The following is a 15,942-nucleotide window of genomic DNA, read 5'->3' as shown; positions in this document are numbered from 1 at the left end:
CTTGTACATACGGAGTCGAGCTCCCGATAACCGTTCAACCTGATGTGCTGGCGTGAAAGGTGAAGCGGAGGGCCATGTGCTGCAAATCAAGGTTCAGCGGTGCCGACTTTTCTGACCTTAAGGGAAGGGGGCGGCTCACTCTGCTTCAGTGGTGGTAGCTAATCACCACAAACTGTTAGATACAAGCCACCGTGGCGGATGTCACCCAGGTCGACAAACTGCTGCACGGCGACGAGAACGTCGTCTGCGCCGATGACGGCTACACAGGCGTCGAAAAGCGCTCCGAGCATGCCGACCGAGAAGTGATCTGGCAGGTCGCAGCACGCCGCAGCACCTACAAGATGCTCGATAAACGCAGCGCCCTGTACAAAGCCAAGCGCAAGATCGAGAAGGCCAAGACGCAAGTGCGAGCGAAGGTAGAGCCCCCGTTTCGCGTGATCAAGCGGCAGTTCGGCTACACCAAGGTACGTTTCCGAGGGCTGGTGAAGAACACTGCACAACTGGTGACGCTGTTTGCCCTGTCGAACCTATGGATGGCCCGCCGACATTTGCTGGCAAGCGCAGGAGAGGTGCGCCTGTAATGCGGAAAATGGCCGTCGCAAGGTGCTCGCGACGGCTGAAAGCACCGAAATGAGCGAGTGATCCGATCGTTTTTGATCAGTTCACCGCTTTCAAAATCAGCAGTGGCTGAAGCCAGCCGGAAATACAGGGCTACTTCAGACCATCCCTAGCTAGGGCTCGTAGTTCGGCGCAAGGCTGAAGTCGCTTGGCTGCTTCGCTGTGCAGATCCATGACCCACTTTCCATCAAACTCCCGGTTGTAGTTCCACAAGCATCTCGCGAGTCTTGCCGGCCCGCTCCACTAACAAGACCACAACATCTCCAACGTTCTTGTCGTCTAGCCGGGCCTGTAATGTGGTGACGTCGTCAACGGCGATACCGTCGATGCTGATAACGCGATCGCCGGGCACGATGCCGCCTGCGGTGACCTCGACGCCGACGAGCCCGGCCCTGTGCGCCGCCGAGCCCGGCGTCACGCGCAATACGAATACGCCCTTACTGCCGGTCAGCGCCTGCAGACGCGTGTTGAGCTGCTCATCCACCTCGATGCCCAGCGCCGGACGGATGTACTTGCCGGTCTTTATGAGTTGCGGCACCACGCGCATGACGGTATCGACCGGCACCGCAAAGCCTATGCCGGCCGAGGCGCCAGACGGACTGTAGATGGCGGTATTGATGCCGATCAGCCGCCCAGCCGAATCGAGCAGCGGGCCACCGGAATTGCCGGGGTTGATGGCGGCGTCGGTCTGGATCAGGTGATCGATGGCCGGGCCGCCCGCGTCTCCCGGCAACGAGCGGTCGAGCGCGGAGACGATACCAGTGGTGAGCGTCCAGTCCAGGCCGAAGGGGTTGCCGATAGCAAACACCTTCTGACCCACCTTGAGGTCGGCACTGGTGCCGACCGGCACGGCCGGCGGGCGCTTGAAACCGACGCCGATCTTGAGCACAGCGATGTCGTGCGCGGGGCTCGTCCCCACCAGCGCGGCCTGGTAGTCGCGGCCGTCGGCCAGTTTGACGGTGGCTTCGGACGCGCCCTGGATGACGTGGAAGTTGGTGACGACGTGGCCGGCGTCGTCCCAGATGAAGCCCGAGCCAGTGCCGCGCGGCACGGAGAACACGTTGCGCGTCCAGACATCGCGTACTAATTGCGCGGTGGTGATGTAGACCACCGAGGCGCGTGATTTTTCGAACAGTTCGATGGTGGTTTTCTCGTCCGCCGCCAGATCGCCACGCGCCATCACGGTGCGTTCTGCTGCCTCGCGCGGACTGAACCAGGCCTCGATGGCGGGCAGAAACTGCCACAGCAGCATGAGCGCGGCAATACAGGCGGTGATGAAGAGCCAGCGCCGGACGAAGCGGTCCGGCGCGGGGCGTTTGTACGGGTCTAGATAGGCCATGAGACGTCTCCTGTTGATGGGCAATCAGCGCCACAGCCCGCTCAGGCGCCAGCGCGGTGGGCGCGTCGCCAAAGCGGATTCCGGAAAAAAATGGGGCGCGCGGAGTGGCAACGCTGATGCTGGCCCAGGCGCCAACGTCAGCAGGCGTGCGATGCGCTCTTGCGTTGCCGGACGCGTGCGCAAGCAGGAGGGCTCGGGATTGCCCCATCCCGGCCATAGCCAGGCACGCCAGGAGCGGCTGACCCGCTCGATTTTCGCCAGCGCGGACGCCAGCCCCTGCGGGTCGCCAGTCAGTTCCGCCGCAAGGCGGTCAGCGTCGAACTCACGCACGCGAGACAAGCCGAGCTGTGCGAGCAGGGCCAGTTGGGGCGATGCGGCCAATAACAATAGACCAGGCCAATAGACCTCCGCCGCGCCAACCAGCAGCGCGGGCAGGCTGAGCAGGATCGCGATCTGTCCCATAAGGGCCAGTAGGCACGTGAGGCGACTGACGGAATCCGCCAGCCCCATGACACGCAGATCCTCATTAGCGATGTGCGCGACCCCGTGCGCGAACACACCCGCCAGCTCGCGTGGGCTCAGGCTGCGCAGCAGGCCATCGGTGAGGGCGATCGATGCCTCCTGCTTCGATCCGGTGGCGAAGGCGTTGACGACGGCACTGGGCACATAGTGCGGCACCGGCATGGCGGGCAAACCGGCACTGGCGGGCAGCTCGCGCAACAGGGCCCACATCTCGTGGGCTTGTTGCGGGTGCAAGGCCCGTACGCGGTACAGGCGCAAGCTCAGCGCCGACGCGGCTACCGGTTCCAGCAGCAACGCACCTGCAACGGCAAACAGCGCGAGCCACAGGCAGCCTTCCCCAAATGGCAGTCTCCCTGCTGCGGCTGCGATCCCGACCAGGGTCAGGACCAACAGCCCGGTCTGCAGGCGGTTGAGCCAGCGGTGTTGCAAGAGCGCAGTGCGCGGATCACTCGGATGATGACGGGTCATGCTCAGAGGTCTCGACGGCGCGGTCGCCGCGCTTGCGCAGCAGCCAGTAGGTCGCACCCAGAGCCAGCGTGGCGACTGCCAGCGCGGCTATCTTTGCGGGGCTCGCGTCGGAGTCGAGGATCACGAACTTGCGGGAGAGTGCGATCACCGCGATCAGGACCACCGTCTTGACCTGGATGATGCTGTCCCGACGCAGCGCCACGCGCACGATGGAATGCTTGAACTCCATCGCGATCAAGAGCGTCATGATCATGCCGAACACGCTCTGGAATACCTTGTGGTCCAGGGGATTGAAGGCATCGAGAACCAGCAGCGTGAAGACGATGGAGATGAGCTGGAACAGCGACACCACGATGATGACGGCGATCACCGCCGACAGCACGAGCGCGACGACCTGCTCGAAGCGCTCGTAAAAACTCATGATGGCCAATTGGTCACGCAAGACCTGAAATGGGTTAAGGCGTTTTGATTTCATGACGATGAACTCCCTGGAAAACGGCTGCTGTCGAGACGGCGGCGCATTGCGCTGATGTGTCCTTCAATCAACTCGGTCGACATGCCAAGCGTCGACATCACCTGTTCCGCCAGCCCAATAGCTGCGGCAAAGGATTGCTGATAAACGCGCACGTTAGGCATGGCGCGAAATGCATCGGCCGCGGTCGTACTTCTGCATGACACCCACAAGGTTAGCGCCGGACGGCGCTCGGCAATCGCCTGGGCGATGCGCAACGCTTGCTGGGCATGGGCGAACGTTAGCACCACCAAGTGCGCATGCGTCAAGCCGGCAGCCAGCAAGGTATCGGGCCGACTGGCATCGCCATGGAACACCGGCGCGCCGGCGGCACGCGCGGCCTCTACCTTCTGCGCGTCCGCCTCCAGCAGCAGATGCGCCACGCCGGCGTGGCGAAGAATCTCGCTGACTGTCAGGCCAAGCTCGCCCGCGCCGCAAACGATGACATGGTCTCGATATCGCGTCGTCTGCGCGGCGATCTCGACTTCTTCAGCCTGGGGTGGCTGAATGACGCCGCCGGTGCGGCTCAAGAACCGGGCAAGTACATCGTGATGGCGGATCAGTAGCGGTGCCAGGGCCATGCTGAGCACCAGCGCGACCAGCATGGGTTGGACGACGGTCGCGGGGATCAGATGCTGCTGCAAGACCGTGCCCAACAACAGCAGGGCGAACTCGCCGCCGTGCCCCAACGCTATGCCCGTACGCCAGGCATCGAGGGCGGACAGGCGCGTCGCCCGCAAGGCCAGCGTATTGAGCAGGATCTTGACCGGTACCAGCACCACCAGCCACGCCAGCACCGCCAGCGGTGCCGAAAGAATCTGTGCTGCGTCCAGTTGCAGGCCGATGGTCACGAAGAACACGCCCGACAACACATCGCGAAACGGCCTGAGGTGGCTTTCCATGTGGTGCCGGAAGTCGCTCTCGCCCAGCACCATCCCGGCGAGGAAGGCCCCCAGGGCGGCGGATACGCCGACCGCGTGCGCAGCAGCGGCGGCAGCCACCACCACGCACAAGGAGACGAGCACGAACGATTCCTCGTGGCCCCGCCGCGCCACCCAGCCCAGCAGGCCATGCAACAGACGGCGCGAGACGAGGGCCGCTGCCGCGAACAGCAGCAGCACACCGAATACTTCGAGCAGCACATGCTCGATCTTCGGCGACTCGCCGCGCGCCCAGATCGCCAGCAAGGCCAGCAGGGGCACGCTGGCCAGGTCCTGAAAGACCAGCACGGCGATGGCACTGCGTCCGTGGCGGGTGGTGAGCTCGCCTTGGTCGGCCAGTTGTCGGCTGACCAGCGCCGTGGACGACATGGCCGCCGCAGTGCCGAGCAGCGCGGCGCTCTGGCCGGGCTGCCCCAGCCACATCAATAGCAGGATCAGCGGCGGGGCCACGGCGATCATCTGCAGAGCGCCCGCCATCAGCACCGTCCTGCGGGCGAGCCAGAAGTCTCCGAGGGAGAATTCCAGTCCGACCATGAACAACAGCAGCGCCACGCCCAGCTCGGACAGAAAGCTCAGCGTCTCCCCCGGCGCGATCACGCCGATGACTGAGGGGCCCAGTACAACGCCGACAGAGAGATACCCCAGCAAGGCGGGCACTCTGAACGCCGCCGTCGCCATCGCCGCCAGGCTGCAAGCCGCCAGCAGGATTAGCGTAGTGCCGAGCAAGCCCTGCATCGGTCAGCGTCCCACTTGCGTCGACGTCCAGCGCACGATGTCCTGCGCGCCCATCACGCCGGCCTGACGGGCGATCTCCCGCCCACCCTGGAACAGGGCGAGCGTCGGGATGCTGCGGATACCGAACTGCGCGGCCAGGTGGGGCTCAGCCTCGGTATTCACCTTCGCCAGCCGGATCCTCGGTTCGAGCTGGTGCGCCGCTTGCTGGAACTGTGGCGCCATCATCTTGCACGGCCCGCACCATGGCGCCCAGAAATCGACCAGCAGCGGCAGATCGCTGCGCTCCACGTGGCGCGAGAACGTCGCCGTGGTCAACTCGATGGGCTCGCCCGTGAACAAGGGCTGCTGGCAGCGGCCACAGTTGGGATGTTCCGATAGCTTCGCAGTCGGTACGCGGTTGATGGACTGGCAATACGGGCAGACGAGGTGAAGATCATTCTTCATGGTTCGCCTCCTTGGACCACAGTGAGGCTGCCTCGCTTCGGGTCACAGACAATGCCGACCAATCAACGCCTTGGAGCCAATCGTTCCCGTTTTTGCTTACTCCGGCCTCTTCCAGATGAGCAGCGATGAATGCTTCGGCCTGCATGAGCCACCTTCGGACAGCATCTTCCTTACCAGGAATCAGCAGGATTTCAGAGACGCTGCTGGCATTCAGCCCGTCCACACGGATAAGCAGAAAAATGCGCCGCCACAAACGCGGCATGTCCTTCAGCAGGTCAAATGCAAAAGCGAACTCGCTCGACCGATCAATCAGCTCCTCCTGTTCCGCGATCGTTGCGACATCGGGATGCTGACTGCCAGCGAAAATATCGGCCAGCTTGAGTGTGTCATCGTGCTGATAAAATTCGAAGATTTCCTCTTCCACCATGGCCTCGGCCACGTCTTGGGCATCCGGTTCGACCGGCGCGTCCAGAGAAACGAATTCGCCAAATTGCCGGCTGCTTGCCACTTCGTTATCCAGGACGGCGAACAGATGCTTCAAAAGACCGGTGTAAGCCTCTTTTTCCCCCGGCACGGATTGCCATTCCACCTTAGCTCGGACAATCGCTTCATCCACCACGTCGCGCAGCGTCGGATAATCGCGCGGTAAATCGCCGACGGCCCGCAGATAAGCCAGCTCACGCCTTGCGACAGCCTCAAGTTTCGACAGTAGAGGCATTCGGGTCACCTCGGCCTCATGGGCGGCTGATGCGGGTTTTGCGGCAATCCGCACCTTGAGCTCGCGCAAGCGCTCGCGTCGTGCTTTGCGCTTGATTTGATCCTGAGCATGCAGTCGGTCAAAATGCTTCTTGGCCTGACGGAACAACGACTGTGCGAGCATCTGCGCGAGGGGCGTCAGCTCGTCATGTGATGCAGTAACGCTGACAATCTTTTTGCCGGGCAGGTGCATATAGCCACTGGCCAGAAATTGCCGCTTGATCTTGTCGCGATCAAGGACGATTTGAAGTCGCGCTGAATCTTTAGTGTGTTTGTCGAGCAATGGCTTGAGGGCGTGCTCGATCACATTTCCCAAAGCTCTCTGCCAAGGTTCATGAAACTCTTTGTCGATAGCTCGATAGCTATATTGTATCTGCATGTATGACTCCTTCGATGTCATTTCTATGGAGGCATGAATCGAGGATGCTCATATCCATAGATTTTGGTTTGGCACGCTCTTACCCCAGGCGCGTTTGCGAAGACTCCAACTCAAGAACAAAAGCGTGACGCCATAGACTGCCGCATGGAAACCCAACAGCCAGCCTGCGGCCACGAATGACTCGACCGGACGGGTAAAAAATATCCACAAGACGATAGCACCAAGGATAATCGAGAGCAGTCCACTGAGGGCAAGCCAGATTTCACCCTTGATTTCCCGACGCAGCCGAACGGCGGCGGATATCTCCAGCACACCGGTGAAAATCGCCCAGAAGCCCACGCTAGCCCATAAAAAAGAAGCCAAGACTATCGTGGCGACCCAAGGAGCAACCAGGACGACGACGCCCGTAAGTATGCCGACAATGCCGCTGAACAGCAGCCAGCCCCAGCGCTCTTTTTTCTGGATATGGCGCACCGCTGCAAACAAGTTGAACGCGCCATTGACCAAGGAAAATGCGCCGAACATGATGGTCATGGCCAACAGAGCCGATTGTGGCATCCAGAACGCGAGGGCTGCAAAAATCAATGCCAAGACACCGCGCAGCACAAAAAGCCACCAATTTTGGCTCAGCGAACACAGTGCTTTGGTGGGGTCATCCGCATTGGAATTGGCGATGGTGTCTGTTTTCATGCAATATCTCCTAAAGATCTATACAAAATAAAAAATCAAACACTCATGGGACAAGAGAGGGGGCGCTATGCGCCCCCCTCTCCAGCGGTTTCAGAACAACCTGGACAGTTTTGCCTTGACTTCATCGAGCCAGCCTTTTCCGCAGCCTCCCCCTCCCGTCTTTTCCTTGATTTTCTTGAGTTCAGCGTACAGGGGCTCAAAGTCCTTCCTTTTTCCATAGCCCAGCAGTTCTGCCATTTCCAACTGCTGCCGGGCTTCGTTCAACAATGTCTCCAGGCGCTCATTGGATGCTTCGCTGCGCTGACCATCTTCTACCAGGGGCTCGGCGCGCTTCAGGAGCAGCTTCGCACGCAGGACGGGCAGCGGAAGCACGCTGCGCTCCTCGACCAGCGTGCTGAGCGCTGACTGCAGCGCGGCTTTGGCTTCTTCGATCTTGCCCTGATCGATCAGCGGCACGACTGCCTTCACGGCTGCGGGATAGGACGCCAAAGGGATGCTGGTGACCGTGATCACGATTTCACTGGCCAGCAAAGCCAGCACGTGGCGAGCCTGTTGCACCTCGCCATGTTTGAGGGCATCCAGCGCCTCGTCGGTCATCGCCTCAATGGTTTCCGTGTTGGCGAACAAGTCGTGCACGATGGTGCGCACATCAACGCCGGCCAGGGCGAGCGTGGGTTCGCGCGCGACGATCAGCTCCAGCTTTCCCGTCACTTCGGCCAGCGTTGCCAATGCGCGTGCAGTGTCCTTGCCGTCAAGTGCGGCCAGCGCTGATTTGGTCAGCGACAAGGCCGAGACTGCCTCATCGAGGACTTGTTTACGTTTGTCTGCCGCCTGCGAGTCCGTTTCTTTCTGAACCTCAGGCTGTACCTCCGTGACGACTTCAGGCTTGGACTCTGGACTGACAGGAAGGCTGCTTACCGCGGCCTGTTCGTTTTTTCCTTCGTTCGTCGCATTGGGATTCGGTGTTTGCTCATTCATGGTGATATGCCTCGTATGAGATAGTGAAAATAGGCGAATCTATTGGGGCTGAATGCGAACATCGCGAGACTGACCGACAGAGCAGTCAGCCCCTTCATCACCTCAAAACAGCTTTTGGATGCGCGTCTTCAACTCGTCGAACCATCCCTTGCCGCTTTTGCCACCAGCCGACTTTTGCTCAATGGACTTCACCTGATCGAAGATGGGTTTGAAGTCCGCCTTCTTGCCATAACCCAGGATCTGCGCCATCTCGATCTCCGTGCGCACGGACGACAGCAAGGTGCTGAGCTCCTCGTTCTGCCTGGCATCGCGCCTGTCGGTCTCGGCCAGCTTTTCAGCTTTTGCCATCGCGGCTTCGGCCCGTAGCACGGGCAGAGGAAAGGCGACCGAGGTCACCACCAGCGTGTTCAGTGCTCGGGCGAGTTCCGCTTTGGCGTTGTCGATCTTGCCGCTGTCGATGAGCCGTGCGGCCGACTTGATCGCTGCCGGGTACGTTGCCATCGGAAGGTTGTCGGTTTGGATTACGATTTCGCTGGCCAGATTGGCAACGATGGGCCGGGCCTTTTGCACCTCGCCATCACCCAACAACTCCCGAGACAACTTGACCGCTTTCTTTACCGATTCCACGTTGGCGTGGATATCGTGGGTGATGACGCGTACATCGACCGGCGCCAAAGCAAGTTTGGTGTCGCGTGCCAATACCAGTTCCAGCTTTCCGCTGGCCAGTTCCAGCGCAGCAAGCGCCTCCTTGGTCTTGTTTGCATCAAGGAGGGTCAAAGCCTCCTGGGTCTTGGTGAGCGCCGTGATGGCGTCTTGAGTGAGCTCGGCACGCTTTTTATCGGCTTCCCGGGCGGCCTTGTCATCTACCTGTGGCTGTGCCGCCTTGGATGCGGCAGAGGGTGCTGCAGCACCTGGGCTAGAACCTGCCGCCGATTGGGCCAGAGCCGGTCCGCTCAGTCCGACGACGACCGCCAGGGCAAGTGCGGAGAAGGTGTATTGTGGCTGTTTGATATTCATGATCTTGGGCTCTTGATTGAAGTTAGTTGACTGAGATTTCAATCTGTTTCGGTTTGGCTTGCTCGGCCTTGACAAGCCGCACTTCCAGCACGCCGTCTTTCATGGAAGCCGTCACCTTGGTCGGATCAACGTTGTCAGGCAAGACAAAGCTGCGCACAAAGCGGCCATAGGCACGTTCGATGCGGTGGAACTTCTTGCCCTGCTCCTCTTTTTCCAGTTTGCGCTCGCCGCTGATGGTGAGCACACCGTTTTCCGCGCTGACGCGCACGGCATCCCTGGGGACCTCCGGCAGATCCAGCTTGAGGAAGAATGCGTTCTCATCCTCGCTGATGTCCGCCATTGGAGCCCAGTCCGCCGTGGTCATGGCTTCGTTGCCGGTACGGGCGCCCTGTCGCTGGGGTATTCGTCCGAACATCGTCGCCAGGCGGTTTTGCAATTCATCCAGTTCCCGGAAGGGGTCCCACGGAGTCAATGCAGACATATCGGTTCTCCTTGAACAATGCCGACGAATTGGATGACGCACTGAACAGAGCCGTCGGTTTACTCTGAATGGCACCTACTACTGTTTTCAGTTCCGAACAAGTCCTTGAGTCAATTGACGGATATCGCTTTCGTCGAGCGTTTCCCGCGCCAGCAGCTCGCGCGCACAGCGCTCCAGCACCGCGCGGTTGATGTCGAGAATCCGGTAGGCGCGCTCGAACACGCCCATCACGATGTCGCGGATAGCCTGATCGATGCGCGCCTGGGTCGATTCGGCCACCCGGCAACAGCCTTGGCCAGCAATGTCTTGCCGGTGCCCGGTGGGCCGACCAGCAACACGCCCTTGGGAATGCGCGCCCCGAGACGGCCATAGTCCTGCGGATTCTTCAGGAAATCGACGATCGCGACCAGCTCCGCCTTGGCCTCATCCCCCCCCGCCACATCGGCGAACGTCACACCGGTGTTCTTTTCCACGAACACCTTGGCGCGGCTCTTACCGATGTTGAGAAACCCGCCCATGCCCTGCTTCTCGGCGAAGCGGCGGAACAGGAAGAACCAGACGCCAAAGAAGGATACCGCTGGCAGGATCCACGACAGCACATCGCTCAGCCAGGTGCTCTCCAACACGCGGGCATAGGGTACGTCGTACTTCGACAGGCGATCGGCAAGATCGGGTTCGACCCTCGTTGCCACGATCGTCGTCTTGCCCCGGCTGTCCGGCGACTTCAGGCGCCCGGTCACCGTACGATCCGACACCAGCACTTCGGCCACGCGCCCCTCGTCCAGCGCCTTCTCGAACTCGCTGTAGGGCACCGGCTCGACGGTTTTCGCCGTCTGCCAGTAGCTCTGCAAACTCAGCAACAGCAGGAGGGCAACGATCCAGTAGCCGGTATTCCATTGATTCTTTTTTTCCATGGACCGTGTTCCTCGAAAGTCGAGTTGCCAGAGGATCAGGTGAACAGACGGGCCGCACCGTCACGCAAACGGATGGCCAGCGAGCGGGAGGGCAGTGCCGCCGCTGATGAGCAGCCCCCACGGCGTGGCCGACCGCGGATCACGCTTGTAGACGACCGCGTGACCCGCGGCCACGACCGCCACCGCGATCGATGCCAGGGAGGCTGCCCATGCCAGGCTGATGGAGTCGGACACGGCAGCCTCGCCCGCCATCAAGATGCGTCGCTCGCCGACTTCTTCTTGCTCGAGTCTTTGCCAGCGTCGCCGTGCGGCGTCTCGGTCGCCTTCGCGACATCCGGCTGCTCCGGCTCGGCCGGGGTCTGCGGTGGCTCTTTGCGTTCGAACACCACGCGTTCGGCCTTGTCGTCCCAGCGTGCGCTGGCGTGATCGCCCTTGCCGATGCCGCCACCGAGCATCTCGCGCGCCAGCGCAGTTTCCAGCTCGCTGCGGATCAGGCGCTTGAGTTCACGCGCACCGAACTCGGGCTTGTAGCCTTCTTCCGCGAAATGGTCGATCAGCGTCTGATCGAAAGTGAGCGTCACGCCCTGGCTGGCGGCGCTGCGCGCCACGCGATCGAGCTGCAGGCCGACGATGTGGCGGATCTCCTCCTTGCCCAGCGCATGGAAGACGATGATCTCGTCGATGCGGTTGAGGAACTCGGGCCGGAAGTGGCCGCGCAGCACGTCCATGACCTCGGCCTTGGTCTTTTCGTACTCCTCGCCAGCCGCCTCACGCGCCTTCAGCCGTCGCTGGATGATGTCCGAACCCAGGTTGGACGTGGCGATGATGATGGTGTTGGTGAAATCCACCACCCGGCCCTTGCCGTCGGTGAGGCGACCGTCGTCGAACACTTGCAGCAGGATGTTGTAGACGTCAGGGTGTGCCTTCTCGATCTCGTCGAGCAGCAGCACGCTGTAGGGCTTGCGCCGCACCTTCTCGGTGAGCTGACCGCCTTCGTCGTAACCGACATAGCCCGGAGGCGCGCCCACCAACCGCGCCACGGTATGGCGTTCGCCATATTCCGACATGTCGATGCGCAACAGGGCGTGCTCATCGCCGTAGATCGATTCGGCCAATGCCTTGGCGAGCTCGGTCTTGCCCACCCCGGTCGGGCCCAGAAACAGGAAGGTAGCCACCGGTTTACCGCCTTCGCGCAGGCCGGCGCGGGATAGCCGCACGGCATCGGCCACGGCACGGACCGCCTCGTCTTGTCCCACCAGGCGCTCGTGCAGCCGTTGTTCCAAGTGCAGCAGCTTTTCGCGCTCTTCCACCGTCAACTCGTTGACCGGGATGCCGGTCAGGCGCGAGACGATCTGCGCCACGTGTTCCGCCTTGACCTCGGCACTGCCGGAGGCCCGCTCCCGCTCCCAGTCCTCGACGAGCTTCTTGAGCTCGGCCTCCTTGGCTTCGATGCGCTTGCCGAGCTCGGCGGCCTGGTCGTACTGCTTGCGCGCGGCCACGTAATCCTGTTCACGCCGTAGCTGGTGCAGTTCGGACTCCAGCTCCTGCACGGCCACCGGCCGGGCCGTGGCCGACAGCTTCACGCGCGCGGCCGCCTGGTCGAGCAGGTCGATCGCCTTGTCCGGCAGGAAGCGCGCCGTGATGTAGCGGTCGGACAACTCGGCCGCCGCGATGATCGCGTCCTCGGAGATGCTGACCTTGTGGTGCGCCTCGAAGGTGTCGCGCAGGCCGCGCAGAATCATGATGGCCTGGGCCACCGTCGGCTCGGGCACCGTCACCGGCTGGAAGCGCCGCTCCAGTGCGGCATCCTTCTCGATGTATTTCTGGTACTCGTTCAGCGTCGTGGCGCCGATCAGGTTGAGTTCACCGCGCGCCATCATCGGTTTGAACACGTTGGCCACGTCCAGCCCGCCTTCGCCACCGCCCTGGCCGGCACCGACGATGGTGTGCACCTCGTCGATGAACAAAATCAGCTCGCCCTGGTGCTCGGTCACCTCCTTCAGCACCTTCTGCACGCGCTCCTCGAACTCGCCGCGATATTTGGCGCCGGCCACCATGGCGTTGATGTTGAGTTCCACCAGGCGCTTGTCGCGCAAGGTCTCGGGCACTTCACCCGCCACCATGCGCTGCGCCAGCCCTTCGACGATGGCGGTCTTGCCCACACCCGGCTCGCCGATCAGCACCGGGTTGTTCTTCTTGCGCCGGGCCAGCACCTCGATGGTGGTTTCGATCTCCTGCGCGCGGCCGATCACCGGGTCGAGCTTGCCGTCGCGCGCCATCTTGGTCAGGTCGCGCGAGTACTTGTCGAGTTCTGGCGTGTTGGTCGGCGTCTCAGCGCGGCCATCCTCGGCGCCCTTGCCGACCACCTTGCTGACCTGTTGGCGCAGCGCCTGCGGCGTCAGGCCGTAGCGGCGCAGCAGGTTGGCGGCCAGCCCTTCGCCTTCCTCGGCCAGACCGATCAGGAAATGCTCTGGACCGACATAAGAATGGCCGAGTTCATTGGAGGCCACGAAGGCGCGGCTGAGCGCATCCTTCACGCGCGGCGACACGCCGATCTCGCCCTCGAAGGGCTTGTCCCCGCGCTTGGCCTCAGACTCGATCTGCCGCTTGAGGTCATCGACCTTGATCTTGAACTGACCCAGGATGGTCTTGACCACGTCGCTGTCGGCCAGCGCCAGCAGCAGATGTTCGGTATCCACCTCGGAACGGCCAAATTCGGCAGCGTGTTTGGCGGCCTCCTGCAGCAAAGCTTCCGACTGTTCGCTGATGCGGCTGGCCAACCCACTGCCGCGACGGCGCGGCGCACCCGAACCTGCGGTGGCGGGCTCGCCAAACGAGGCATCGACCACGTCATCGGTATCGGCGGCAACTGGCGTCGCGTCTTCGCCGATGCGGAAGAAGTCACTGCCGAGGAAGTCCTCGAACAGGCCGCTGCGCGAGCCGAACAAGGCTTCCAGCGGCGAAACGGTGCGCTTTTGCTGGCGCACTAATTGCCGGTAATGGTCGTCGCACAACAGCATGGTGCTGTTACGACCGTTGAGATTGGCTTCCACCCGCACGGTGGCGGGTTGGCCGCAGACCTGGCATTGTTTTCTGGCCATGCTGATGCTCCTGAGAAGGTTGACAAGGTTGAGGCGACGAGGCATCGCGAGCCGCGACTCCTCGTCTCGTGCCGGGTTTTTCTTGTGACGAACGAGCCGGCGACGTCAGCCGTTGATCGGGATCGAGCGTCCCTGCTTCGGCGCGCTGACCTCGCGCTTGTCGATCGTGACCGTGAGCACCCCGTTCTTGAACGATGCCTTGATCGAATCCTGGTTGGCGTCGTCAGGCAGGTTCAAGGCACGCTGAAAGCTGCCGTAGGAGCGCTCCACACGGTGGAAGCCACCTTCCTTCTTCTCCTGTTCCTGGCGCTTCTCGCCACGCACCATCAGCACGTCGTTGTCGAGAGTTATCTGGATGTCCTTCTCCTCGACACCGGGCACTTCCAGGGTAATCTTGTACTGCTTGTCGGTTTCCTGGATGTCCAGGGCCGGCTTCAGCATGCCCGACCAATCGGATGGCCACTGCGGCATGTTCAACGCCGGAAAACCGAAGCCCCGGAATGCGTCATCGAACAGCCGGTCGATTTCCCGATGCAGTTGCAGGATCGGGCTGACTGGCCCGCTCGCCGCTGGCAGGTCATTGCGCTGCACCGGCAGGGAAGAGACGGTCTGCTGCTCTTGCTGCTCGTTCTTGAACCAGTTCCAGGGAGCCAACTTCTTGAAATCGATGTCCATGTCATACCTCCAGAAAAATTGGAAAACGAGTTACTCAAGCCCTTTGCCTGCTGTGACGGGCAGTGCGCCCAGGCGACACGGGCTGCTCGGATGACTTCTGCTGTTCACGCTTGCGCATCACCTCCTTCTTTGCTCCGGCTCGGGTCTGATCATTGATCCACTGATCGATTTCACTTTGAGGAAACCGCCACGTCCCGCCCACCTTGAAAGCCGGAATTTCCCCGTGCGCGGCGAGCCGATAAAGCGTCCGCTTGCCGACTTTCAAGTACGCAGCCAATTCATCGAGCGTGAAAATCACCTGTAGGTGCGCTTTCATCCCTGTAGGTGCGCTTTCATCCCTGTAGGTGCGCTTTCATCCCTGTAGGTGCGCTTTCATCTCACCCTCTCCAATCGCGTCGCTTTGCGGTTCCGGCCAAGGAAATCCTTGCAATACTTTGTAATATTAGACCTACTATGAATAACTTCAAGAGTCAATGTGCAGCGTTCTCCCGCCCCATTGATCCAGGTCAACTGCTCAGGCAAGGCACAGGGGGGCGGCCTGATCAGGCAATGGACAGCGCCTGGCTCCTCAGCCTGCGTGTGCCACAGGCGCCTCGATCAAACACCGATCCTCACGTTGTAGCCGAGTGCCCGCAGCCCCTTGCTCGTCTGCATGTTCCTTGGCGGAAACTCGTCTGGGCGCGCCCAGACGACGATTTCCCCGAGGCTGCTCAGGCCAACGTGCGGAATTGCCCAGTCGTCGCTGCGGATCGCGTTCCAGAGTCGGGCCGAAACACTTCCGTTGCCCCAGACAACGTAGTTCAACAGTATCCGTCCGGCCAACACACCTTCCCGACACCGCCGCCGAAGGCCATGGCCCATCAAGCGGATTTTCCATGCGCCCTCAGCGCCGTACCTACAGCAAATCTTTCAAGGCTCAGGTCATTCAGGAGTGTTCTGAACCCGGTGCCTCCATCGCAAACATCGCCTTGGGCTACAGCCTCAATGCCAACCTCGACCACAAATGGATTCGGCTGCCTACCCAGAAAACCACGGCTATCCAGCCAGCGTTCATCCCGTTGCCTTCTCAAATGCTCGGCGTGGGTTCGCATACTCAAGCGCGCTGCTGCGATCATGAGTTTGATCCAGTCGGCCCGTAATAATGGGCACGATCCGTATGCCTATCTCAAGGATGTGCTGACACGGTTGCCGTCCCTGTAACAGCCTGAAGTTGACCTGGGTAATCAAATACCGGTGTAGTGATTAGGAAACAGGGCTCGGATAACATTGACCTGCTCCCCGTTGATTAGTACACCCCGATGTTAGTAATGTCTTCATAAGCGACATGAGGACATCCCCATGAAGAAGCGTTTTTCCGACGAACAGATCATCAG

17 protein-coding genes and 3 pseudogenes are annotated in these 15,942 nt (G+C 61.3%); 3 read left to right on the top strand and 17 right to left on the bottom strand.

Annotation, left to right across the window (positions count from 1 at the left end; all coding sequences use genetic code 11):
- Positions 1 to 185: 185 nt before the first annotated feature.
- Positions 186 to 581 (top strand): annotated as a pseudogene (locus tag C5687_RS21940) (IS5/IS1182 family transposase); the annotation flags it as partial.
- Between the two features lie 224 nt (positions 582 to 805).
- On the opposite strand, the gene C5687_RS21935 reads toward C5687_RS21940, so the two are convergent.
- From C5687_RS21935 to C5687_RS21855, 17 genes and pseudogenes are all read right to left on the bottom strand, one after another.
- Positions 806 to 1,957, bottom strand: a complete 1,152-nt coding sequence (locus C5687_RS21935; RefSeq protein WP_025714251.1) for a S1C family serine protease — start codon at positions 1,955 to 1,957, stop codon at positions 806 to 808.
- 24 nt (positions 1,958 to 1,981) lie between these two features.
- Positions 1,982 to 2,947, bottom strand: coding sequence for a zinc metalloprotease HtpX (locus C5687_RS21930; protein ID WP_047718087.1), 966 nt, complete (start codon positions 2,945 to 2,947; stop codon positions 1,982 to 1,984).
- Positions 2,925 to 3,422, bottom strand: a complete 498-nt coding sequence (gene psiE-GI / locus C5687_RS21925; protein WP_023280941.1) for a heat resistance protein PsiE-GI — start codon at positions 3,420 to 3,422, stop codon at positions 2,925 to 2,927. Before psiE-GI ends, C5687_RS21930 begins: the two co-directional genes overlap by 23 nt.
- Positions 3,419 to 5,134, bottom strand: coding sequence for a heat resistance system K+/H+ antiporter KefB-GI (kefB-GI, locus tag C5687_RS21920; protein WP_023280940.1), 1,716 nt, complete (start codon positions 5,132 to 5,134; stop codon positions 3,419 to 3,421). Before kefB-GI ends, psiE-GI begins: the two co-directional genes overlap by 4 nt.
- A gap of 3 nt (positions 5,135 to 5,137) precedes the next feature.
- The gene (trx-GI, locus tag C5687_RS21915; protein ID WP_025714252.1) at positions 5,138 to 5,578 is read right to left on the bottom strand and encodes a heat resistance system thioredoxin Trx-GI; all 441 of its coding nucleotides are present in this window, start codon (positions 5,576 to 5,578) and stop codon (positions 5,138 to 5,140) included.
- On the bottom strand, positions 5,568 to 6,713 hold the full coding sequence (locus tag C5687_RS21910) for a hypothetical protein (protein ID WP_001514140.1): 1,146 nt from the start codon (positions 6,711 to 6,713) through the stop codon (positions 5,568 to 5,570). Before C5687_RS21910 ends, trx-GI begins: the two co-directional genes overlap by 11 nt.
- A 48-nt stretch (positions 6,714 to 6,761) precedes the next feature.
- The gene (gene hdeD-GI / locus C5687_RS21905) at positions 6,762 to 7,403 is read right to left on the bottom strand and encodes a heat resistance membrane protein HdeD-GI (RefSeq protein ID WP_023329026.1); all 642 of its coding nucleotides are present in this window, start codon (positions 7,401 to 7,403) and stop codon (positions 6,762 to 6,764) included.
- Positions 7,404 to 7,493: 90 nt separating this feature from the next.
- Complete coding sequence (gene yfdX2 / locus C5687_RS21900) at positions 7,494 to 8,381, bottom strand: heat resistance protein YfdX2 (protein ID WP_013307890.1); 888 nt, start codon at positions 8,379 to 8,381, stop codon at positions 7,494 to 7,496.
- Positions 8,382 to 8,483: 102 nt separating this feature from the next.
- Complete coding sequence (yfdX1, locus tag C5687_RS21895) at positions 8,484 to 9,398, bottom strand: heat resistance protein YfdX1 (protein ID WP_013307889.1); 915 nt, start codon at positions 9,396 to 9,398, stop codon at positions 8,484 to 8,486.
- 22 nt (positions 9,399 to 9,420) lie between these two features.
- A complete protein-coding gene (hsp20-GI, locus tag C5687_RS21890) occupies positions 9,421 to 9,879 on the bottom strand; it encodes a small heat shock protein sHSP20-GI (RefSeq protein ID WP_013307888.1) in 459 nt (152 codons plus the stop codon).
- Positions 9,880 to 9,966: 87 nt separating this feature from the next.
- A complete protein-coding gene (locus C5687_RS21885; protein WP_004118789.1) occupies positions 9,967 to 10,158 on the bottom strand; it encodes a hypothetical protein in 192 nt (63 codons plus the stop codon).
- Positions 10,158 to 10,793, bottom strand: a pseudogene (locus tag C5687_RS21880) (ATP-dependent metallopeptidase FtsH/Yme1/Tma family protein); the annotation flags it as partial. The pseudogene C5687_RS21880 and the gene C5687_RS21885, both read right to left, overlap by 1 nt.
- A gap of 60 nt (positions 10,794 to 10,853) precedes the next feature.
- Positions 10,854 to 11,045 (bottom strand): hypothetical protein, encoded by a 192-nt coding sequence (locus C5687_RS21875; RefSeq protein ID WP_017146640.1) that lies wholly within the window; start codon positions 11,043 to 11,045, stop codon positions 10,854 to 10,856.
- Positions 11,045 to 13,894: a heat shock survival AAA family ATPase ClpK gene (gene clpK, locus C5687_RS21870; protein WP_023329025.1), complete on the bottom strand. Its 2,850-nt coding sequence runs from the start codon at positions 13,892 to 13,894 to the stop codon at positions 11,045 to 11,047. Before clpK ends, C5687_RS21875 begins: the two co-directional genes overlap by 1 nt.
- 105 nt (positions 13,895 to 13,999) lie before the next feature.
- Entirely contained in the window at positions 14,000 to 14,569 is a 570-nt protein-coding gene (gene hsp20 / locus C5687_RS21865; protein WP_004118809.1) for a small heat shock protein sHSP20, read from the bottom strand.
- Positions 14,570 to 14,603: 34 nt separating this feature from the next.
- Positions 14,604 to 14,885 carry a helix-turn-helix domain-containing protein gene (locus C5687_RS21860; protein ID WP_013307885.1) on the bottom strand — a complete coding sequence of 94 codons (282 nt, stop codon included), beginning with the start codon at positions 14,883 to 14,885 and terminating at the stop codon, positions 14,604 to 14,606.
- Between the two features lie 281 nt (positions 14,886 to 15,166).
- The gene (locus tag C5687_RS21855) at positions 15,167 to 15,430 is read right to left on the bottom strand and encodes a hypothetical protein (RefSeq protein ID WP_001295708.1); all 264 of its coding nucleotides are present in this window, start codon (positions 15,428 to 15,430) and stop codon (positions 15,167 to 15,169) included.
- A 14-nt stretch (positions 15,431 to 15,444) separates the two neighbouring features.
- Between C5687_RS21855 and C5687_RS24665 the strand changes: the two genes are divergently transcribed.
- The gene (locus C5687_RS24665) at positions 15,445 to 15,708 is read left to right on the top strand and encodes a transposase (protein ID WP_004118209.1); all 264 of its coding nucleotides are present in this window, start codon (positions 15,445 to 15,447) and stop codon (positions 15,706 to 15,708) included.
- Positions 15,665 to 15,769: pseudogene (locus tag C5687_RS21845) on the top strand (transposase domain-containing protein); the annotation flags it as partial. The gene C5687_RS24665 and the pseudogene C5687_RS21845, both read left to right, overlap by 44 nt.
- Between the last annotated feature and the right edge of the window lie 173 nt (positions 15,770 to 15,942).

It is taken from the genome of Enterobacter sichuanensis, from assembly GCF_002939185.1.
GTDB classification, from domain to species: Bacteria; Pseudomonadota; Gammaproteobacteria; order Enterobacterales; family Enterobacteriaceae; genus Enterobacter; species Enterobacter sichuanensis.
This window is presented reverse-complemented; position numbering and strand designations above follow the sequence as displayed.